This window comes from Kribbella sp. NBC_01510 (assembly GCF_045040325.1).
Taxonomy (GTDB): domain Bacteria; phylum Actinomycetota; class Actinomycetes; order Propionibacteriales; family Kribbellaceae; genus Kribbella.
The window spans coordinates 6,815,611-6,832,892 of record NZ_CP109418.1; the positions used below are offsets into that span (position 1 = coordinate 6,815,611).

The window sequence follows — 17,282 nt, forward strand, 5'->3', positions numbered from 1 at the left end:
ACAACACACGGGGGGCCGGAGAAATTCCGCTCGGGTCAGGCCAAGGCGAGCGTGTCGAGCTCCCAGGCGAGCGTGAAGGCCACCTCGTGCCACGCGTCGTACCGGCCGCTGCGGCCGCCGTGCCCGGCTTCCATTTCGGTTTTCAGCAGGACGTCGACCTCGCCGGTCGCGGTCGCCCGGAGTTTCGCCACCCATTTCGCGGGCTCGACGAAGAACACCCGGGTGTCGTTCAGGCTGGTGATCGCCAGGATGCGCGGATACCCCTGCGCGCTGACGTTTTCGTACGGCGAGTAGGACTTCATGTACTCGTAGACGGCCTTGTCCTCGAGCGGATTGCCCCATTCCTCCCACTCGATCACGGTCAACGGCAGCGACGGGTCGAGGATCGTGGTCAGCGCGTCCACGAACGGCACCTCCGCGACGATCCCGCCGAACGCCTTCGGCGCCAGATTCGCCACTGCGCCCATCAGCAGACCGCCGGCGCTGCCACCCTGCGCGACGATCCGCTCCGGCCGTGTCCAGCCGGCCTCGACCAGGTGTTCGGCGGCCGCGATGAAGTCGGTGAAGGTGTTGCGCTTGGTCAGCATCTTGCCGTCGTCGTACCAATGCCGGCCCAGCTCACCCCCGCCGCGGACGTGCGCGATCGCGAACACCACACCGCGGTCCAGCAGCGAGAGCCGCGGGATGGAGAACCACGGATCCATCGAGCTCTCGTACGACCCGTAGCCGTAGAGCACGACGGGCGCGTTGCCGTCCTTCACGACGTCCTTGCGCGCGACGATCGAGATCGGCACCTTCGTCCCGTCCGGCGCGGTCGCCCACTCCCGGTACTGCGTGTACTCGCCGAGGTCCACGCCACCGAGCACGGGCTGCTGCTTCAGCAGCCGACGCTCCCCGGTCGCGACATCCACGTCGTACGTCGAACCCGGCGTGACCAGCGACGTGTAGCCGAACCGGTACCGGGTCTCGTGCCACTCGTCGTTGCGTCCGGGCGAGACAGTGTGGATCGGCTCGTCGAACTCGAGCACCTCCGGAGTGCCGAAGCCCTCGGACGTACGGCGCATGATCGCCAGCTCGGTGAGCGCGTCGCGACGGCGGTACAGAACGACGTGGTCGGCGAAGGCGTCCGTGGCGAGCAGGCGGCTGGACTTGTCGCCCTGGATCAGCGTCGTCCAGTCGCCCGGGGAGTCGAGTGGAGCCGTGGCCAGCGAGAAGTTGGCGGCGTCCGCGTTGTGCGTGATCAGGAGCTGGTCGCCGGCGTGTTCGACGTCGTACTCGACGCCCTCCCGGCGCGGGGCAACCACGACCGGCTGACCGGCGGGGTCGCTGGCGTCGAGCAGCCAGACCTCGCTGGTGAGCTTGCTGCCGAGGGCGATCTGGATGGCCTGCTCGTTGCGGCTCAGGTCGACGCCGACCCAGAACCGTTCATCCGGCTCCTCCATCACCAGGACCTCGTCGGTGCTGCCGAGGGCGTGCCGCCAGACCTGGTACGGCCGCCAGGCGTCGTCGACCTTGGTGTAGAAGATCGTCGAACCGTCGGCGGACCAGGCCGAGCCGTAGTGCACCTCGGGCAGTTCGTCCGGCAGCAGCTCGCCGGTGCTCAGGTCCTTGATCCGCACGGTGAAGCGCTCGTCGCCCTTGAGGTCGACGGAGTACGCGAGCAGGCGGCCGTCGGGGGAGATGTCGACGGTGCCGAGCGAGAAGAACTCCGAGTCGCCGGCCACCTCGTTGCCGTCGAGCATCACCTCTTCGCCGGCGATGTCGCCGTCGGTGGCCGGCGGCTGGTCGCCGTCCACCTTGACCCGGCAGTGCAGGGCGTACTGCTTGCCCTCGATCGTGCGCGAGTAGTACCAGTAGTCGCCGCGCCGGTTCGGCACGCTCAGGTCGGTCTGCAGGGTGCGGTCCGAGATCTCCTTGTAGATTGCCCCACGCAACGATTCGAGATGCGCCGTGCGGGCCTCGGTGTAGGAGTTCTCGGCGCGCAGGTGCCCCAGCACCTCGTCGTCGGTCTTGTCCCGCAACCACTCGTACTCGTCGACGAACACGTCACCATGATGGCGTCGCTCAACCGGCTTCCGGGCGGCAACCGGGGCCTTCGGGGAAGAATTCAACTCGGACATGCCGCGAGACTACCTGTCGCGCGCGCCGCGGCTAAGCGCGCAATCGTGCCGTCACACTGGACAGAGCGGTGGTCACCGCCCGGCGTGATTCGTCGGTGTGGTCCAGGACGTCGAAGCCATGGCGACCTTCGGGAACCTCGACCACCTCGAGGTCGGCTCCTGCCGCCCGCGCCGCCGCGATGAACGGCGGTTGCGTGGGAGCGACATCGGCAAGCTCCCGGCCCACCACGGTCATCACGATCGGCAACCCACCGGCACCGGCGACCGCCTCGATCGGATGCAGGCCGCGGATCGTGACGAGGTCTGAGTCACCTAGCACCGGATAGGTCAGCGCCACACACCGCAGCCACTCGGGCGGGTGCTGCAGGTACGTCGCAGCCAGTGGCGCACTGCCGGAGAAGAACCACAGCCCGACCCGGTTGCCGTTCACGCGCGGATGGGTTCGGACGGCCGAGATCGCGGCGCTCAGGGCAGCGGTGGACCGGTTGTCGTCCGGCAGTCCATCGGGACTGTGGTCGACGACCGTCGCCACGCAGCCAAGGTCGGCCAGCTGACTCCCGTATCCCTGGTAGATCGGCCACGCACTCGGCACCGGCCGGCCCTCGGCGGTGTAGGGCACACCGTGGACCAGGATCACCGCCGGAGCCTGCTCGGATGCCACAGGGAGGTACAGCTCGAATCCCTCGTGCCGCGTGCGCTGCACGTCCGGTGTGGGCAGCACGAACGCAGGCTGGGAGTCAGGCATGCCGCCCACGGTATTCGCGCCCAGTGTCAGAGCCGGTGGAGCGTCAGACCTACACGTCGTACGTCGCGACGACTGGGGCGTGGTCGCTCCAGCGGGCGGCGTAGGTCGAGGCGCGGTGGACGACGCAAGTCGTGGCTGCGGTGGCGAGGGCGGGGGAGGCGATCTGGTAGTCGATGCGCCAGCCGGCGTCGTTGTCGAAGGCCTTGCCGCGCCAGGACCACCAGGAGTACGGGCCTGGGCCCTCGCCACCGAAGCGGCGGCCGAGGTCGACCCAGCCGGCGTCGAACAAACGATCCATCCAGGCCCGCTCCTCGGGCAGGAAGCCGCTCTTCTTCCGGTTCGCCTTCCAGGCCTTCAGGTCGACCTCGCGGTGGGCGATGTTCAGGTCGCCACACATCAGCACGTGCCGCTCGTCGGCGCGCAGCTCGGTCAACCGGGCGGTGATCGCCTCCAGGAACGCGTACTTCTCCTCCTGCCGCGGCGGCGTCTCGAACTCGCCCGTGAACACGTACGTGCTCACGGCCGTCAGCGTCGTACCGTCATCGAGGACCACGTCGGCCTCGACCCATCGCCCGCACCCGTCGAACCGCGACGGCCCGATCTCGCCTCGCTCGTCCTTGATCGGCCGCCGGCTCGCCACCGCGACCCCCGCGCGGCCCTTGTGGCCGTCGATCGACGGCTCGGCATGCGCGATGTTCCAGTCCCCGCCGAGCAGCTCCCGCAGTACGTCGTCTGTCGCCCGGACTTCCTGCATCAGCAACAGGTCGGGATCCGTCTGCTCCAGCCACGCCCCCATGCCACGCCGGAACGCGGCCCTGATCCCATTCACATTCACCGTGGCAACCGTCAGCACGGCCAAACCCTAACGCCCGGCCTGAGAACTGACCGGTGTGGTGCAGCTCGACAGGACGTATATGCCGGGCCCCCGGCCCGGCCGGCCGGTTTCACGCCTGACCGACCAGCCGCCGCCTCCTCAGTGGAGGCATACGTCCTGTCGACCTGCACCACCCCGGTCAGCCCTATCACGGAGTCCGCTCAGTCGGTGGTCGTGGTGAGGAGCGCGTCGAGGGAGTGCTCGCAGAGGTGCTCGAGGGCCTCGGCGGGGATCGTCGGGTGGTCGATCCAGGTGAGCAGGATCTGCTCGACGTACCCCTGCCAGCCGTGACAGGCGAGCTCGACGGTCGGGGTGATCTCGATCCCGCGCTCGGCGACTGCGCTGATCACCCATCGGCCGAAGACCTGCCGGATCTCGGAATGCAACGCCCTTACGTCGGGATCGCCGGCGGCTGACATCAGGAGGGTCGCGCGGTAGAGCTGGGGTGCCTCGAGGACAGCGCGGACGAACGCACGGATGCCCGAGCGCAGCCGCTCGTCCGGGGGAAGGGACGGGTCCGGAGCGGTGCGGAGCATGACCTCCGCAGCCGCCTCTTCGATCACGGCGTATTGGAACTTCTTCTTCGAGCCGAAGTAGTGGAACAGCAGGGCGGGGGAGACCTTGGCCTCGGCGGCGACGAGCTCGACGGTCAGCTCCCGGTGCGGATCCGCGAGCAGCACGCGGCGGGCGGCCGCCAGGATCTGCGCCCGCCGTTCGTCAGGCCGCAGCCGGGCGGACGAGGTCTGGGTCATGGAGCCTCCCGCCCTGGACTGAGGAGCGCGGGGAGCGAAGCGACCGGAGCGACGAGGGAAGGGCGGGAGCCGAGGCCCCATGACCCCGCCGGCGCCGAAGGCCCGGCCAAAAGCGCAGTCATGGCGGCAGTCTATTGAGTAAAGGGTCAACAAGCACTTACTGTTGAGTATCCACTCAACAAGCTGGAGGTCCAGATGCGCCCGTTGACCGGTCAAATCGTCCTCGTCACCGGCGCCTCCCGGGGGATCGGGGCCGCGGTCGCGCGGAAGCTGGCCCGCGAGGGCGCCACGCTTGCCCTGATCGGCCTGGAGCCGGACGAGTTGAAGAAGGTCGCGGAGGACTGCGGCCCGGATGCCGGCTGGTGGGAGGCCGATGTCACCGACACCGAGTCCCTGCGTGCCGCGGTGGAGGCCGTGGCCGAGCGCTACGGCCGGATCGACGTGGTGATGGCGAACGCCGGGATCGCCGCGCCGGGGTTCAGCCGGAGCATGGACCCGAAGATGTGGGAACGCGTCCTCGACGTCGACCTGTACGGCGTCTGGCGCACCGTCCACGTGACCCTGCCGTACCTGCTGGAGAGTAAGGGCTACCTCCTGCTGGTCTCGTCCCTCGCGGCGATCGTGCACATGCCCGGGCTCGCGTCGTACAACGTGGCGAAGGCCGGCGTGGAGGCGATGGGGGACACCCTGCGGCCCGAGCTGAAGCATCTCGGGGTCCGAATCGGCGTCGCGCACATGACGTTCGTCGACACCGACATGGTGCGGGGTGTGGACGACCACCCGGTATTCGGCAAGGTGCGGACCGGCATCCCGCTGGCGAGCAAGGTGTACCCGCTGGACTTCGCCGTGGACAAGTTCGTCGACGGCATCCGGAAACGCTCGCGGACCGTGCACGTGCCTGGTTGGATCGGGGCCATGAAGGTGTTCCGCTGGCTGCTTCCGCACGTGATCGAACTGGGCTCGCGATTCAGCGTGCCGAAGGCCGACCGGGCCGCGCTCGCCGACATCCAGGCCCGCGGCGCCGCCGAGTCGTCTCGCGCCACGGGCGCCGGCGGCCGGGCCGACGCGGAGAAGGCCGCGAACAAGTGAGCCGCGCGTACGACGTCGTGCTGCTCGGGGCGAGCGGCTTCACCGGAGCCCTCACCGCGGAGTACCTGGCGAAGAACGGACCGGTCGACCTCAACTGGGCCGTTGCCGGACGCAACCAGAAGAAGCTGGAGGTGTTCGGCAAGGACGTCCTGTACGCGGATGTCACCGACCCGAAGTCCCTGCAGGCCCTGGCGGAGTCGACCAAGGTCGTGGCCACCACGGTCGGTCCCTACATCCAGTACGGCGAACCAGTGGTGGCTGCCTGCGCGGAGGCCGGGACGGACTATCTCGACCTGACCGGTGAGCCAGAGTTCGTCGACCGCATGTACGTCCGCTACCACGAGCGCGCCGTCCAGACCGGCGCGCGGATCGTCCACGCGTGCGGCTTCGACTCGATCCCGTACGACCTGGGCGTCCAGTACACCGTCGAGCAACTGCCCGAGCGTGTCCCGATCAAGGTCGACGGACTGCTCCGGGCCGGCGGCCGACCGTCCGGCGGCACCTTCCACACCGCGATCACCGCGTTCTCCCGGCCGAAGCAGAACGTCGACGCCCACCGCGCCCGTCGCCGGGCCGAACCTCGCCCGGACGGTCGCAAGGCCGGCGCGGTCACCGGCCGGATCCACCGTCAGCAAGGCTTCTGGGCCGTCCCGCTGCCGACGATCGATCCGCAGATCGTCGGCTACTCGGCGCGGCTGCTGGACAGTTACGGCCCGGACTTCCGCTACTCGCACTACGCGGCGATGAGGCGGCTCCCGATGGTTGCCGGCGGCATCGGTACCGTCGGCTTCCTGATGGCGGCCGCCCAGGTGCCGCCGCTGCGGAACGCGTTGCTGAACCGGCTGAAGCCCGGCGATGGCCCGAGCCCAGAGCGCCGCGCGAAGTCCTGGTTCAACGTCCGTTTTGTCGGCCGCGGTGGCGGCAAGCAGGTGATCACCGAGGTCGCCGGCGGCGATCCCGGGTACGACGAGACCGCGAAGATGCTCGGTGAGAGCGCCCTCTGCCTGGCCTTGGACGACCTGCCGCCGACGGCCGGCCAGACCACGACAGCGGCGGCCATGGGCCCGGCCCTGCGCAACCGTCTCGTCGCAGCGGGGATGACCTTTGCCACCCTCAGCACGGACGATTACTGAGCGGGATCGCCGTCCACGAGATCGCGAAGATGGTCAGGGGTGCCCCGGAACGATCCCGGACTTGTGCCCGGTTGGTACGGGAACACCCCCGCCAGGTGGCAGGCTGGGGGACATGAGGACGCTTCTCAATCTGATCTGGCTGGTGCTGGCCGGGTTCTGGCTGGCGGTCGGTTACGCGATCGCCGGCATCATCTGCTGTGTGCTGATCGTGACGATCCCGTTCGGCATCGCCGCGTTCCGGATCGCCGGGTACACACTGTGGCCGTTCGGCCGGACGATGGTCGACAAGCCGGGTGCCGGCGCGGGCGCGCTGCTCGGCAACGTGATCTGGATCGTCTTCGCCGGCTGGTGGCTGGCGCTCGGCCACCTCACTACCGGGATCGCGCTGTGCCTGACGATCATCGGCATCCCGCTCGGTGTGGCGAACTTCAAGCTGATCCCGATCTCGCTGGTCCCGCTCGGCAAGGAGATCGTGCCGACCGACCAGCCGTTCGCCGCCCGGTGAGGTCGCTCACCGTCCTCGGCTCGTGCGGCGCCTGGCCGGAGGCCGGCCGTGCGTGCGCCGGCTTCCTGCTCGAATACGACGGCTTTCGCGTGGTCCTCGACCTCGGGTACGCCGCCCTCCCGCGACTGCTCGAGCACCGTCCGAAGGGCGAGGTCGACGCGGTCGTGGTCACGCACCAGCACCCGGACCACTGCGTCGACGTAAGTGCGCTGGCCCGGGTCAGGTACTACGAGGCACCGGACGCACCGCCGATCCCGCTGCACTGCACTCCGGGCGTCCTCGACGTACTGCGAGCCCTCGAGCCGATCCCGGATCCGGCCACCGTCTTCGAGTTCCACGACCTCGCGACCACCGAGCAACTCGGGCCGTTCACCGTCGAGACCGTCGAGTTGCCGCACTACAAGACCAACTTCGGTGTGCGGTTGTCTGCGCCGGGTGTGTCGGTCGCCTACACCGGCGACAGCGGTCCGTCCCCTGACCTCCGGAAGCTGGCCGAAGGAACGGACCTGTTCATCTCCGACGCGACCCTGCAAGGTCCGTCGCCGGACACGACGCCTCGCTATCTGATGACGGCTGGTGAGGCCGGTCGTGGTGCGCGTGGCGCGCGGCGGCTGCTGTTGACGCATTTCTGGCCGGGCTCGGACCGGTCGGTGTCGGTGGCCGAGGCGGAGCAGGAGTTCGACGGCGAGGTCATCGCGGCGGACGAGGGCCTGACTATCACGTTGTGAGAGCGGCCACCGAGCAGCCCGGCCACACCGGAACCCTCTGTGGCCGGGCTGCCGCTCACTTCGCCCCGGCGACGATCTTGCGCACGGTGGCGATGTCGCCGCAGCCGGAGTCGATCAGTCGCGCCCGTTCCTCGGCGAACGCGTCGCCCAGGTTGCGCCGTACCTCCTCGGAGACATCCGTCCGCGCCGGGTTGAGGACGTCGCGCTCCTCCTCGTCGAGGTGGTGGGTCAGCGCCTCGGACAACTCGTGGAGCTGCTTGCTGAACTCCTCGCTGTCCGTGTCCTCGATCTCCATCAGGTCGAGCAGCGCCTCGTTGCCCTCGTCGTGCTCGTGCTCGGAGTGCTCGACCTCCTCCGCGTCGATCGCATCCTTCGTCCGCAGCGCCGGATAGACCTTCGCCTCCTCGGCTTCCGCATGGGCGATCAGCACGGTCGCCAGATCGGCGAGCACAGCCTTCCGGTCGCTCTGGACGTCTCGCAGTTCGCGCAGCGCCTCCTCGAACCACCGGTGGTCCGCCAGGATGATCTCGACCACGTCGCCGCCCGTCGCGGGCAGGATCTTCGGCATCCGTTCCTCCCTTCGTCGAGCCCTCCGGTACCCGGTTACCCTGCAGCCATGCCGACTGCCCTGGTCCGACGCCCCAGCCCGCGTCTCGCCGACGGACTCGTCACACACATCGAACGGACCCCGGTCGACGCCGAGCTCGCCGTACGGCAATGGCAGGGGTACATCGGCGCGCTCGAGGCGACCGGGTGGACGACGGTCGAGGTGCCGGCGATCGACGAATGCCCCGACGGCGTCTTCATCGAGGACACCATGATCGTGTACGGCGACCTCGCGGTGATCGCACGGTCCGGAGCCGACCAGCGCCGGCCGGAGGCGGCCGCCGCGGAGGAGACGGTCGCGGGCCAGGGGTACCGCATCACGCGCATCACCAGGCCCGGGACGCTCGACGGCGGCGACATCCTGAAGATCGGCTCGACCGTGTACGCCGGGCTCGGCGGGCGGACCAACGACGAAGGCATCCGGCAGTTGCGGGACGCGCTCGCGCCGCTCGGGGCCGACGTACGCGCGGTGCCGGTGCGCAAGGTGCTGCACCTGAAGTCGGCGGTGACCGCACTGCCCGACGGGACCGTGATCGGGTACGAGCCACTCGTCGACGACCCGGCGGCGTTCGACAGCTTCCGTCCGGTCCCCGAGGAAGCGGGGGCGCACATCGTCCTGCTGGGGGAGGACCGGCTGTTGATGGCGGCCTCCGCGCCGAAGACCGCGGCGCTGTTCGCGGAGCTCGGCTACACGCCGGTCGTCGTGGACATCAGCGAGTTCGAGAAGCTCGAGGGCTGTGTCACGTGCTTGTCGGTGCGCCTTCGGCGTTGAGCAACGGCAGGGCCGCCTCAGCAGCCTGCAGGTCCCGCTTCTTGCCACGCGCCTTGGCGACGTCGCACGCCTCCACCAGCGCGGTGCGATAGACCGAGGTGTCCGGGTGGGTCGGGCCGAGTGCGGCAGCGGCGCCACCAACTGCGTGCGCGAGCATTTCGATCGACGCCGCGATCTCCCCACCGGAGAGGAGCGCGCGCCCGAGGGCTGCCCGGTCGCGGAGCAGTTGTGGGTCGTGCTGATCCAGGACCAGCGCGTCGACGGCGACGATGTCCTGCAGGAGTTGCGCCTCGGAGTGCGGTCCGCCAACCATCAGGCGGGCTCCGGTGACGGCCTCGGTCGCCGTCCGGGTCAGATCGTGATTCGGCCCGAACACGTCCACCAGTTGCGGTGTCACGAGCTCGAACCACGCGATCGCCCGTCCGTAGTTCCCGGTCGCCAGCAGGCCCTGCGCCACCCGCAGCCGGACCCGAAGTGTCGCCGGGTCGTCCGCGGCGAGCACCTTCTCCCGCTCGACCAACGCGGATTGATAGAAGGGCAACGCCTGCCCGGCCTCGCGCTCGTGCCAGTACACCTCGGCCTGCTTGTACGCCGGATCGCCGTCGAGCTCGGGGTGATCGGCGAGCGCCGACACCGGCTCATGCCGTACGACGGTCAGGATCGGCCGGTCGATCACCTTCCGGCCGATGTAGCTGCGGCCGCCGGTCGGGATGATCCGGTACCGGGCGACCTTCGACACCGGGACCCACAGGATCGTGCTGTAGAGCGTGCGTACCGAGGATCCGCAGCTCTCGCACACGTCCCGGTGGCCGTAGAACCGGCTCCCCATCGGGCCGGCCGTCACGGCCGCGCGCCACGCGATCGACGACGACGCGCACGTGCCACAGAACGGGTAAACCCCCCGCCGTTCCTCATTCACTCGACCTATTCTGGTCGCTTTCGGGCTCGTCGTCTTCCTCTTGCAACCCGATGGTGACCTTTGACAGGGCCGGGTCGTCGGTGGCGAACGTCCGCACCGGTCCCGGCGGGGTGTCCGCGGTCTCGAAGCGGACCGTGACGCGGCCGCGTCCGGAGCCCCACACCCAGCCGTGGCCGTAGTCGGGATGGGCGACGTCCTGGCCCGGGAAGAACCCGATCTGGTCGCGCGGGCGCTCCGGCAGCTCGACCACCTCGACCGGGGCCTCGGCGTACTCGCTCTCGGTGAAGAGGTCGTCCTGGATCCAGTCGGCGAGCGACGACACACCCACCCCGAGCAGCCGGATGCCGCCGCCGATCTCGCTGTCGTCGAGCAACCGGCGGGCGACCCGGGCGATCACGCGGGCATCGTCGGTCGGGCCGGCCAGCGTGGACGACCGGGTGTGGGTGGTGAAGTCGTGCATGCGGGTCTTCACCGTGACCGTCCGGCCGGAGAGCTGCGCCTTCTGCAAGCGCTCGGAGACGCGGTGGGCCATCCGGTCGCCGATCGCGGCCAGCAGCGAGCGGTCGATGATGTCGGTCTCGAAGGTGTCCTCGACACTGACCGACTTGGTCTCCCGGTCGCTCACCACTGGGCGGTCGTCGGCCGCGATGGCGAGCCGGTACAGGCTCGAGCCGTGCGCGGATCCGACCTGACGGATCAGCTCGTCCTCGTCGAGCTGCTGCAGGTCGGCGACCGTGCGGACGCCGGCCATGCTCAGCCGCTGGGCGGTCGCCGGACCGACACCGGGAATCACGGTGACCTGCATCGGCGCGAGGAACTCGGCCTCTGTCCCGGCCGGCACGACGACCACACCGTCCGGCTTGTCGAGATCGCTGGCGATCTTCGCGATCAGCTTCGACGTGCCCGCGCCGACCGACGCGGTGAGTCCGCCGCTGACCTTCCGGATCGCCGCCTTGAGATCGTTCGCGATCGCCTGCACGTCGTCGACCGTGAGCCCGGTCAGGCCGGACGCCGCCAGGTCGATGAACGCCTCGTCCAGCGACAGCGGCTCGACCAGCGGCGACAGCGCCCGCATCTCCGCCATCACCGCTCGGCTGGACTGCCGGTACACCTCGAACCGCGGCCCCAGGTACGCCGCGTGCGGACAGCGGGACCGCGCCTCCGCGGTCGGCATCGCGGACCGGACGCCGTACTTGCGGGCCTCGTACGACGCGGTCGACACGACACCGCGGACGCCGACACCGCCGACCACGACGGGCTTGCCCCGCAGCGACGGCTTGTCCCGCTGCTCAACGGCCGCGAAGAACGCGTCCAGATCGACATGCAGCACCGACGGATCCCCACGCACGACCCAAGTGTCCCTGCTATGACCGACAATTGCGTCATGAGCTTCCCCGACCACTGGGACGACGGCACCGATCCGGCCAGTCCCGACCATCAGGTCCATTGGTACGACGAGCGCACGGTGATCATCCGGCAGGCGCTCCGGACCAACTTCGAAGGACCGTTCCTGTACCTCCTGCTCGGCACCGAGCGCGCCCTGCTGCTCGACACGGGCACCGGTCACGTGCAGCTCCGCCCACTGGTCGAAAGCCTGCTGAGCGGACAGGAGCTGATCGTCGCGCACACCCACGCGCACGGCGACCACGTCGGTGGGGACGCCGAGTTCGACAGCGTCGTCGGCCGCTCACCGGAGGAGGTGGCGGCGTACTTCGGGATCGCGGACTGGCCGAACGACGTGGTCCAGCTCGATCTCGGCGACCGGGTCCTGGACATCATCCCGATCCCGGGGCACCACGCCTCGCACGTCGCGGTCTACGACCGGGCGACGCGGCTGCTGATCAGTGGCGACTCGCTGTACCCCGGCCGGCTGTACGTCTTCGACTGGCCGGCGTTCCGGGCGAGTGTCCGGCGGCTGGCCGACTTCGTTGCCGCGGGCAATGCCGTCGAGTGGATCGCCGGCGCGCACATCGAGCTGACCGACCGGCCCGGCGAGGACTACGAGATGGGCGCCGACCGCCACCCCAGCGAACACGAGTTGCCGCTCGATCCCGCCGTACTGACCGAGCTCGCCGGCGTGCTCGAGGAGGCGGGACCGGAGCCGGTCCGGGTCGTCCGCGACCACTTCATCGTCTACCCGGTCTGATCCACCACGCGATTGCGCCACCCATGGATGGGCACCTTCGGGCAGACTGAGGCCATGCTGTAGCGGGAGCCACCAGGGGAGGCCGAAATGGGTGAGGAAGTCGACCGGGTCGAGTTCACCCGGGCGGACCGGACCGCGTTCCGCAATCAAGTGCATCGCAATCTGGACGCCTTCGCGCGGATGCTGCGCGAGAACCGGTTCGCCCCCGAGCGGCCGATGACCGGAATCGAGATCGAGCTGAACCTGGTCGACGAGCAGTGCGACCCGGCGTTCAAGAACGGCGAGGTGCTGAGCGCGATCGAGGACGACGCGTTCCAGACCGAGCTCGGCCAGTTCAACATCGAGATCAACGTGCCACCCGGGCAGATCGACGGCATCGGCCTGGACACGATGGAGTCCAGCATCCGCGAGAGCCTGAACGCGGCCGAGGAGAAGGCGGCCCGGACCGGGTCGTCGATGGTTGTCGTCGGTATCCTGCCGACACTGCTGACCGAGCACATCCATCGCGAGGCACTGAGCACGAACCCGCGGTATGCCTTGCTCAACGACCAGATCTTCGCCGCGCGGGGCGAGGACGTGCAGATCTCCATCGACGGGATCGAGCGGCTGCAGGTGACCGCCGACAGCATCGTGCCCGAGGCAGCCTGTACGTCGACGCAGTTCCATCTGCAGGTGACACCCGAGGCCTTCCCGCGGTACTGGAACGCCGCGCAGGCGATCTCCGGCGTCCAGCTCGCCGTCGGCGCGAACTCGCCGTTCCTGTTCGGTAAGGAGCTATTGCGGGAAACGCGCATCGCGTTGTTCGAGCAGGCCGCCGACACCCGGACGCACGAACTGAAGACCCAGGGCGTGCGGCCGCGGGTGTGGTTCGGTGAACGCTGGATCACCTCGATCTTCGACCTGTTCGAGGAGAACTCCCGCTACTACCCGGCGCTGCTGCCGGTGACGTCGGACGAGGATCCGATCGCCGTCCTCGATCGTGGCGACACACCGGCCCTTTCGGAGTTGCGGCTGCACAACGGGACGATCTATCGCTGGAACCGGCCCGTGTACGACGTTGTCCGGGAAAAGCCGCATCTGCGGGTGGAGAATCGGGTGCTGCCGGCCGGGCCGACGGTCGTCGACACGATCGCGAACGGCGCCTTCTACTTCGGCCTGGTGCGGGCCCTTGCCGACAGCGAACGGCCGATCTGGTCGCAGATGTCGTTCAGCGCGGCCGAGGAGAACTTCCACGAAGCGGCCAGGAACGGGATCGACGCGGAGGTGTTCTGGCCGGGTATCGGTACGGTGCGCGCGACCGAGCTGGTGCTCAGACGCCTGCTGCCGTTGGCATCCCGGGGACTCGAGGCCTGGGGCGTCGACACCGCCGTACGGGATCGGCTGCTCGGAATCATCGAGCAGCGCTGCCTGACCCACCGCAACGGCGCGTCGTGGCAGGCCGACGAGTTCCATCGACTGTATACACAGGGATCGCACGGGCGGCGGGACGCGTTGCGCGGAATGCTGCGCCGCTACCGCGATCACATGCACGAGAACACGCCAGTTCATGAGTGGCCGGTGGACTGAACCGGTTAGTTATTTACGACAACGTTGGACAAGGGAAAGCGCGCCTCGCTCCGCCCGGCGGGGGTGCAGCCGCGGAACCGGGGTCCCTCCGGCGGAACCGTGCCGAGCTCCGGCGACCTTGCCCAAGGCAACTGGGTGGACGAGTTCGATAACGACCCGGACTACAGGGGTGGCGCGTTGGGTGACAGCCCTGCAAAGGTGTGGCCACCGGAAGGTTAGAGAGTTTCGTCGCGGGTAGTACTCGGGCACCGGCGTGGCTGCCACCACGGTGGTCTAGCCGGTGGTGGAGTACTACCCGCGTAACGATCAGCCATCCGTCACGGCCGCGACACAGCTGGTGTAAATGCAGCGGATGCCGACCACGGTCGGGAGCAGTATCGTTCGGAACGGGTCGACACGACACCCGGAGGTGAGGCAGGGCGATGACAACCATCGTCGTGGGTTACGTGCCGAAGGCGGAGGGCCGTGCGGCCCTTCGGCGGGCGGCGGAAGAAGCAACGCTTCGGGACGCCAAACTGGTGGTGGTGAACTCGCACCGGGGTGGACGCAGCTTCGACAGCGATGAGGCGGCGGCGAGTGACGCCGCGCTGGCAGAGGTACGGGAACAGCTCGACTCGACCGGCGTGCCCTACGAGGTACGGCAACTGGTGCGTGGACTCGATCCGGCGGAGGACCTGGTGGCCGTCGCCGAGCAGGTGCACGCGGAGTTCATCGTGATCGGCCTGCGCCGCCGGTCCCCGGTCGGCAAGCTCATCCTCGGCAGCAACGCCCAGCGGGTGCTGCTCGACGCTCCGTGCCCGGTGCTGGCCGTGAAGGCCGAGGAAGGGGAGGACTGAGGTGACTTCGACACGCAGCAAGAAGCTGTGCCTCGCACAGCAGCCCGACGCCGACGAGATGCTGAGCAGAGATCCGTTCGCCCTGCTGGTGGGGATGTTGCTGGACCAGCAGATCCCGATGGAGCGCGCGTTCGCGGGCCCGGTCGCGATCGCCCAGCGGATGGACGGTCCGTTCGACCCGGCCACGGTCGCGCACTACGACCCGGACGCGTTCGTCGAGGTGGTGGCCGGCCCGCCGGCCGTGCACCGGTTCCCGACCGCGATGGCCGCCCGGATCCAGACGCTGGCCAAACACCTCGACGAGGAGTACGGCGGTAACGCCTCGGGGCTCTGGTCCGATGTCAAGTCTGGGGACGACCTGCTGGCCAGGCTCTCGGCCCTGCCGGGCTTCGGCGCGCAGAAGGCGAAGGTCTTCGTCGCGCTGCTCGGCAAGCAACTCAAGGTCCGCCCGCGCGGGTGGCGCGAGGCGTCCGAGCCGTACGGCGAGGACGGCGCGTACAAGTCCGTCGCGGACGTGATCGACGTCGCGTCGCTGGTTCGGGTGCGGCAGTTCAAGCAGGAACAACAGGTGGTCCGGCAGCGGGTCGTGGCCCGGCCGCTGCGGCAGACCCGCAACGGGTGACGGCAGACGATATCGAACGTTGACGCGATCAGGCCTCCATCCGGGCGGGAACGCCCGTACGGTGGAGGCCTGCGCATGTCCTTCGGGGGGTCGCGCGGCGCCTGGGCTTGGTTCGCGGATTACAATGTAGTGTTGCCGCCGCCTGACCAGCGAGCAGCGCACACACAGTCATACCCAGAACGTGGCACCACCAGCAGCATCACAACGTCGTACCGCCGTACAAACCCTGCGTCAGACGAGAGGTAATTCGTGTCGTCCAGCTCGTCCGAGAATCTTCCCGCCGAGTCAGCCCGGGCCGTGGCCGCCACCGCCCGCAGCACGGCTCCGAGGACCAGCGCCCGAGTGACCGAGCCCGCTGCCAAGAAGGCGGCCGTGAAGAAGGCCGCGGCCAAGTCTGCCGCCAGCATCAAGGAGGACGGTATCCCCGCCGCGAAGAAGGCCGCCGCCAAGAAGGCGCCGGCGAAGAAGGCCGCAGTTTCCGAGGCGGGTCTGGCGATCGACCCGAAGACCGGCAAGCCCCGCTCGCTGGACGAGGTGGACGAGGCGGACTTCAGTCCCGACGCGGTCAAGCCGCTGGAGAAGGAGCTCACCGAGGACGAGGGCTTCGTCGTCTCCGAGGCCGACGAGACCGACGAGCCCGAGCAGCAGGTGATGGTCGCCGGTGCCACCGCGGACCCGGTCAAGGACTACCTGAAGCAGATCGGCAAGGTCCCGCTGCTGAACGCCGAGCAGGAGGTCGAGCTCGCCAAGCGGATCGAGGCCGGCCTGTTCGCCGAGGAGCAGATCGGCGACGAGGCGAACAAGCTGAAGGAGAAGGTCCGCGACGAGTACGAGTGGATCTCCGAGGACGGGCGCCGGGCCAAGAACCACCTGCTCGAGGCCAACCTGCGCCTGGTGGTGTCGTTGGCCAAGCGCTACACCGGCCGCGGCATGCTGTTCCTGGATCTGATCCAGGAGGGCAACCTCGGTCTGATCCGCGCGGTGGAGAAGTTCGACTACACCAAGGGCTACAAGTTCTCGACGTACGCCACCTGGTGGATCCGGCAGGCGATCACCCGCGCGATGGCCGACCAGGCCCGGACCATCCGGATCCCGGTGCACATGGTCGAGGTCATCAACAAGCTGGCCCGGGTCCAGCGGCAGATGCTGCAGGACCTCGGTCGCGAACCCACTCCGGAAGAGCTCGCCAAGGAGCTCGACATGACCCCGGAGAAGGTCATCGAGGTGCAGAAGTACGGCCGTGAGCCGATCTCGCTGCACACCCCACTCGGTGAGGACGGCGACTCCGAGTTCGGCGACCTGATCGAGGACTCCGAGGCGATCGTGCCGGCCGAGGCGGTGTCGTTCACGCTGCTGCAGGAGCAACTGCACGCCGTCTTGGACACGCTGTCCGAGCGCGAGGCCGGCGTGGTCTCGATGCGCTTCGGCCTGACCGACGGCCAGCCGAAGACGCTGGACGAGATCGGCAAGGTGTACGGCGTGACCCGCGAGCGGATCCGGCAGATCGAGTCGAAGACGATGTCGAAGCTGCGCCACCCGTCGCGTTCGCAGGTCCTCCGGGACTACCTGGACTGATGACAGTGGGTCAGGCGATCGCCGGCGTACTCGCGCTGGTGATGCCTGCCTACGATTCGGCAACCTTGGCCGCCGCCGTGCTCACGGCGGCGGCCTTGCTGTTCACGCTTCTTCTCGTCGCGCGCACCTCGGCGCCCCCGGCCGCTCCGCTGCTCGCGCGGGCGACCTCGGTCCGCGATCGTGCGGAGCAGACCGTTTTCCTCCGGCTGTGTGATCCGGACGACGCCGGGCGGCCTCGTCCACGAGCACCGGGACGGTAGCGCTCTACCTCGCTACCCGTTCCTTCTCACTCGT

18 protein-coding genes are annotated in these 17,282 nt (G+C 68.9%); 11 read left to right on the top strand and 7 right to left on the bottom strand.

Annotation, left to right across the window (positions count from 1 at the left end; translation table 11 throughout):
• Positions 1-35: 35 nt before the first annotated feature.
• The 4 genes from OG558_RS33705 to OG558_RS33720 form a co-directional block, all read right to left on the bottom strand.
• Complete coding sequence (locus tag OG558_RS33705; RefSeq protein WP_405066585.1) at positions 36-2,120, bottom strand: S9 family peptidase; 2,085 nt, start codon at positions 2,118-2,120, stop codon at positions 36-38.
• Positions 2,121-2,151: 31 nt separating this feature from the next.
• A complete protein-coding gene (locus OG558_RS33710) occupies positions 2,152-2,865 on the bottom strand; it encodes an alpha/beta hydrolase family protein (RefSeq protein WP_405066586.1) in 714 nt (237 codons plus the stop codon).
• 49 nt (positions 2,866-2,914) lie between these two features.
• Positions 2,915-3,718 (bottom strand): exodeoxyribonuclease III, encoded by an 804-nt coding sequence (locus OG558_RS33715; protein WP_405066587.1) that lies wholly within the window; start codon positions 3,716-3,718, stop codon positions 2,915-2,917.
• 182 nt (positions 3,719-3,900) lie between these two features.
• A complete protein-coding gene (locus tag OG558_RS33720) occupies positions 3,901-4,491 on the bottom strand; it encodes a TetR/AcrR family transcriptional regulator (RefSeq protein ID WP_405066588.1) in 591 nt (196 codons plus the stop codon).
• 195 nt (positions 4,492-4,686) lie between these two features.
• On the opposite strand from OG558_RS33720, the gene OG558_RS33725 reads away from it, so the two are divergent.
• From OG558_RS33725 to OG558_RS33740, 4 genes are all read left to right on the top strand, one after another.
• Positions 4,687-5,580, top strand: a complete 894-nt coding sequence (locus tag OG558_RS33725) for an SDR family oxidoreductase (RefSeq protein WP_405066589.1) — start codon at positions 4,687-4,689, stop codon at positions 5,578-5,580.
• Entirely contained in the window at positions 5,577-6,713 is a 1,137-nt protein-coding gene (locus OG558_RS33730) for a saccharopine dehydrogenase family protein (protein WP_405066590.1), read from the top strand. The genes OG558_RS33725 and OG558_RS33730 overlap by 4 nt, the downstream gene beginning before the upstream one ends.
• Before the next feature lie 112 nt (positions 6,714-6,825).
• On the top strand, positions 6,826-7,218 hold the full coding sequence (locus tag OG558_RS33735; protein WP_329477375.1) for a YccF domain-containing protein: 393 nt from the start codon (positions 6,826-6,828) through the stop codon (positions 7,216-7,218).
• Entirely contained in the window at positions 7,215-7,946 is a 732-nt protein-coding gene (locus OG558_RS33740; protein ID WP_405066591.1) for an MBL fold metallo-hydrolase, read from the top strand. The genes OG558_RS33735 and OG558_RS33740 overlap by 4 nt, the downstream gene beginning before the upstream one ends.
• A 55-nt stretch (positions 7,947-8,001) precedes the next feature.
• Here OG558_RS33740 and OG558_RS33745 read toward each other — a convergent pair whose 3' ends face one another.
• On the bottom strand, positions 8,002-8,514 hold the full coding sequence (locus tag OG558_RS33745) for a hemerythrin domain-containing protein (protein ID WP_405066592.1): 513 nt from the start codon (positions 8,512-8,514) through the stop codon (positions 8,002-8,004).
• Positions 8,515-8,562: 48 nt separating this feature from the next.
• On the opposite strand from OG558_RS33745, the gene ddaH reads away from it, so the two are divergent.
• Complete coding sequence (gene ddaH, locus OG558_RS33750) at positions 8,563-9,324, top strand: dimethylargininase (RefSeq protein WP_405066593.1); 762 nt, start codon at positions 8,563-8,565, stop codon at positions 9,322-9,324.
• On the opposite strand, the gene OG558_RS33755 is transcribed toward ddaH, so the two are convergent.
• Together OG558_RS33755 and OG558_RS33760 are read right to left on the bottom strand one after the other, a co-directional pair.
• A complete protein-coding gene (locus tag OG558_RS33755) occupies positions 9,293-10,243 on the bottom strand; it encodes a tetratricopeptide repeat protein (RefSeq protein ID WP_405066594.1) in 951 nt (316 codons plus the stop codon). The genes ddaH and OG558_RS33755 overlap by 32 nt on opposite strands.
• Positions 10,236-11,591, bottom strand: a complete 1,356-nt coding sequence (locus OG558_RS33760) for a DNA polymerase IV (RefSeq protein WP_405066595.1) — start codon at positions 11,589-11,591, stop codon at positions 10,236-10,238. Before OG558_RS33760 ends, OG558_RS33755 begins: the two co-directional genes overlap by 8 nt.
• A gap of 36 nt (positions 11,592-11,627) precedes the next feature.
• Here OG558_RS33760 and OG558_RS33765 point away from each other — a divergent pair, with 36 nt between their 5' ends.
• The 6 genes from OG558_RS33765 to OG558_RS33790 all read left to right on the top strand — a co-directional run bounded on the left by OG558_RS33765 (position 11,628) and on the right by OG558_RS33790 (position 17,248).
• Complete coding sequence (locus tag OG558_RS33765) at positions 11,628-12,389, top strand: MBL fold metallo-hydrolase (protein ID WP_405066596.1); 762 nt, start codon at positions 11,628-11,630, stop codon at positions 12,387-12,389.
• 87 nt (positions 12,390-12,476) lie between these two features.
• Positions 12,477-13,955, top strand: coding sequence for a glutamate--cysteine ligase (locus tag OG558_RS33770; protein WP_329477361.1), 1,479 nt, complete (start codon positions 12,477-12,479; stop codon positions 13,953-13,955).
• Positions 13,956-14,377: 422 nt separating this feature from the next.
• Positions 14,378-14,791: a universal stress protein gene (locus OG558_RS33775; RefSeq protein WP_405066597.1), complete on the top strand. Its 414-nt coding sequence runs from the start codon at positions 14,378-14,380 to the stop codon at positions 14,789-14,791.
• Between the two features lies 1 nt (position 14,792).
• Complete coding sequence (locus tag OG558_RS33780) at positions 14,793-15,413, top strand: HhH-GPD-type base excision DNA repair protein (protein WP_405066598.1); 621 nt, start codon at positions 14,793-14,795, stop codon at positions 15,411-15,413.
• 249 nt (positions 15,414-15,662) lie between these two features.
• Positions 15,663-16,988 carry an RNA polymerase sigma factor gene (locus OG558_RS33785; RefSeq protein WP_329477357.1) on the top strand — a complete coding sequence of 442 codons (1,326 nt, stop codon included), beginning with the start codon at positions 15,663-15,665 and terminating at the stop codon, positions 16,986-16,988.
• Positions 16,988-17,248, top strand: a complete 261-nt coding sequence (locus tag OG558_RS33790) for a DUF6412 domain-containing protein (RefSeq protein WP_328520925.1) — start codon at positions 16,988-16,990, stop codon at positions 17,246-17,248. The genes OG558_RS33785 and OG558_RS33790 overlap by 1 nt, the downstream gene beginning before the upstream one ends.
• Positions 17,249-17,282: the final 34 nt, after the last annotated feature.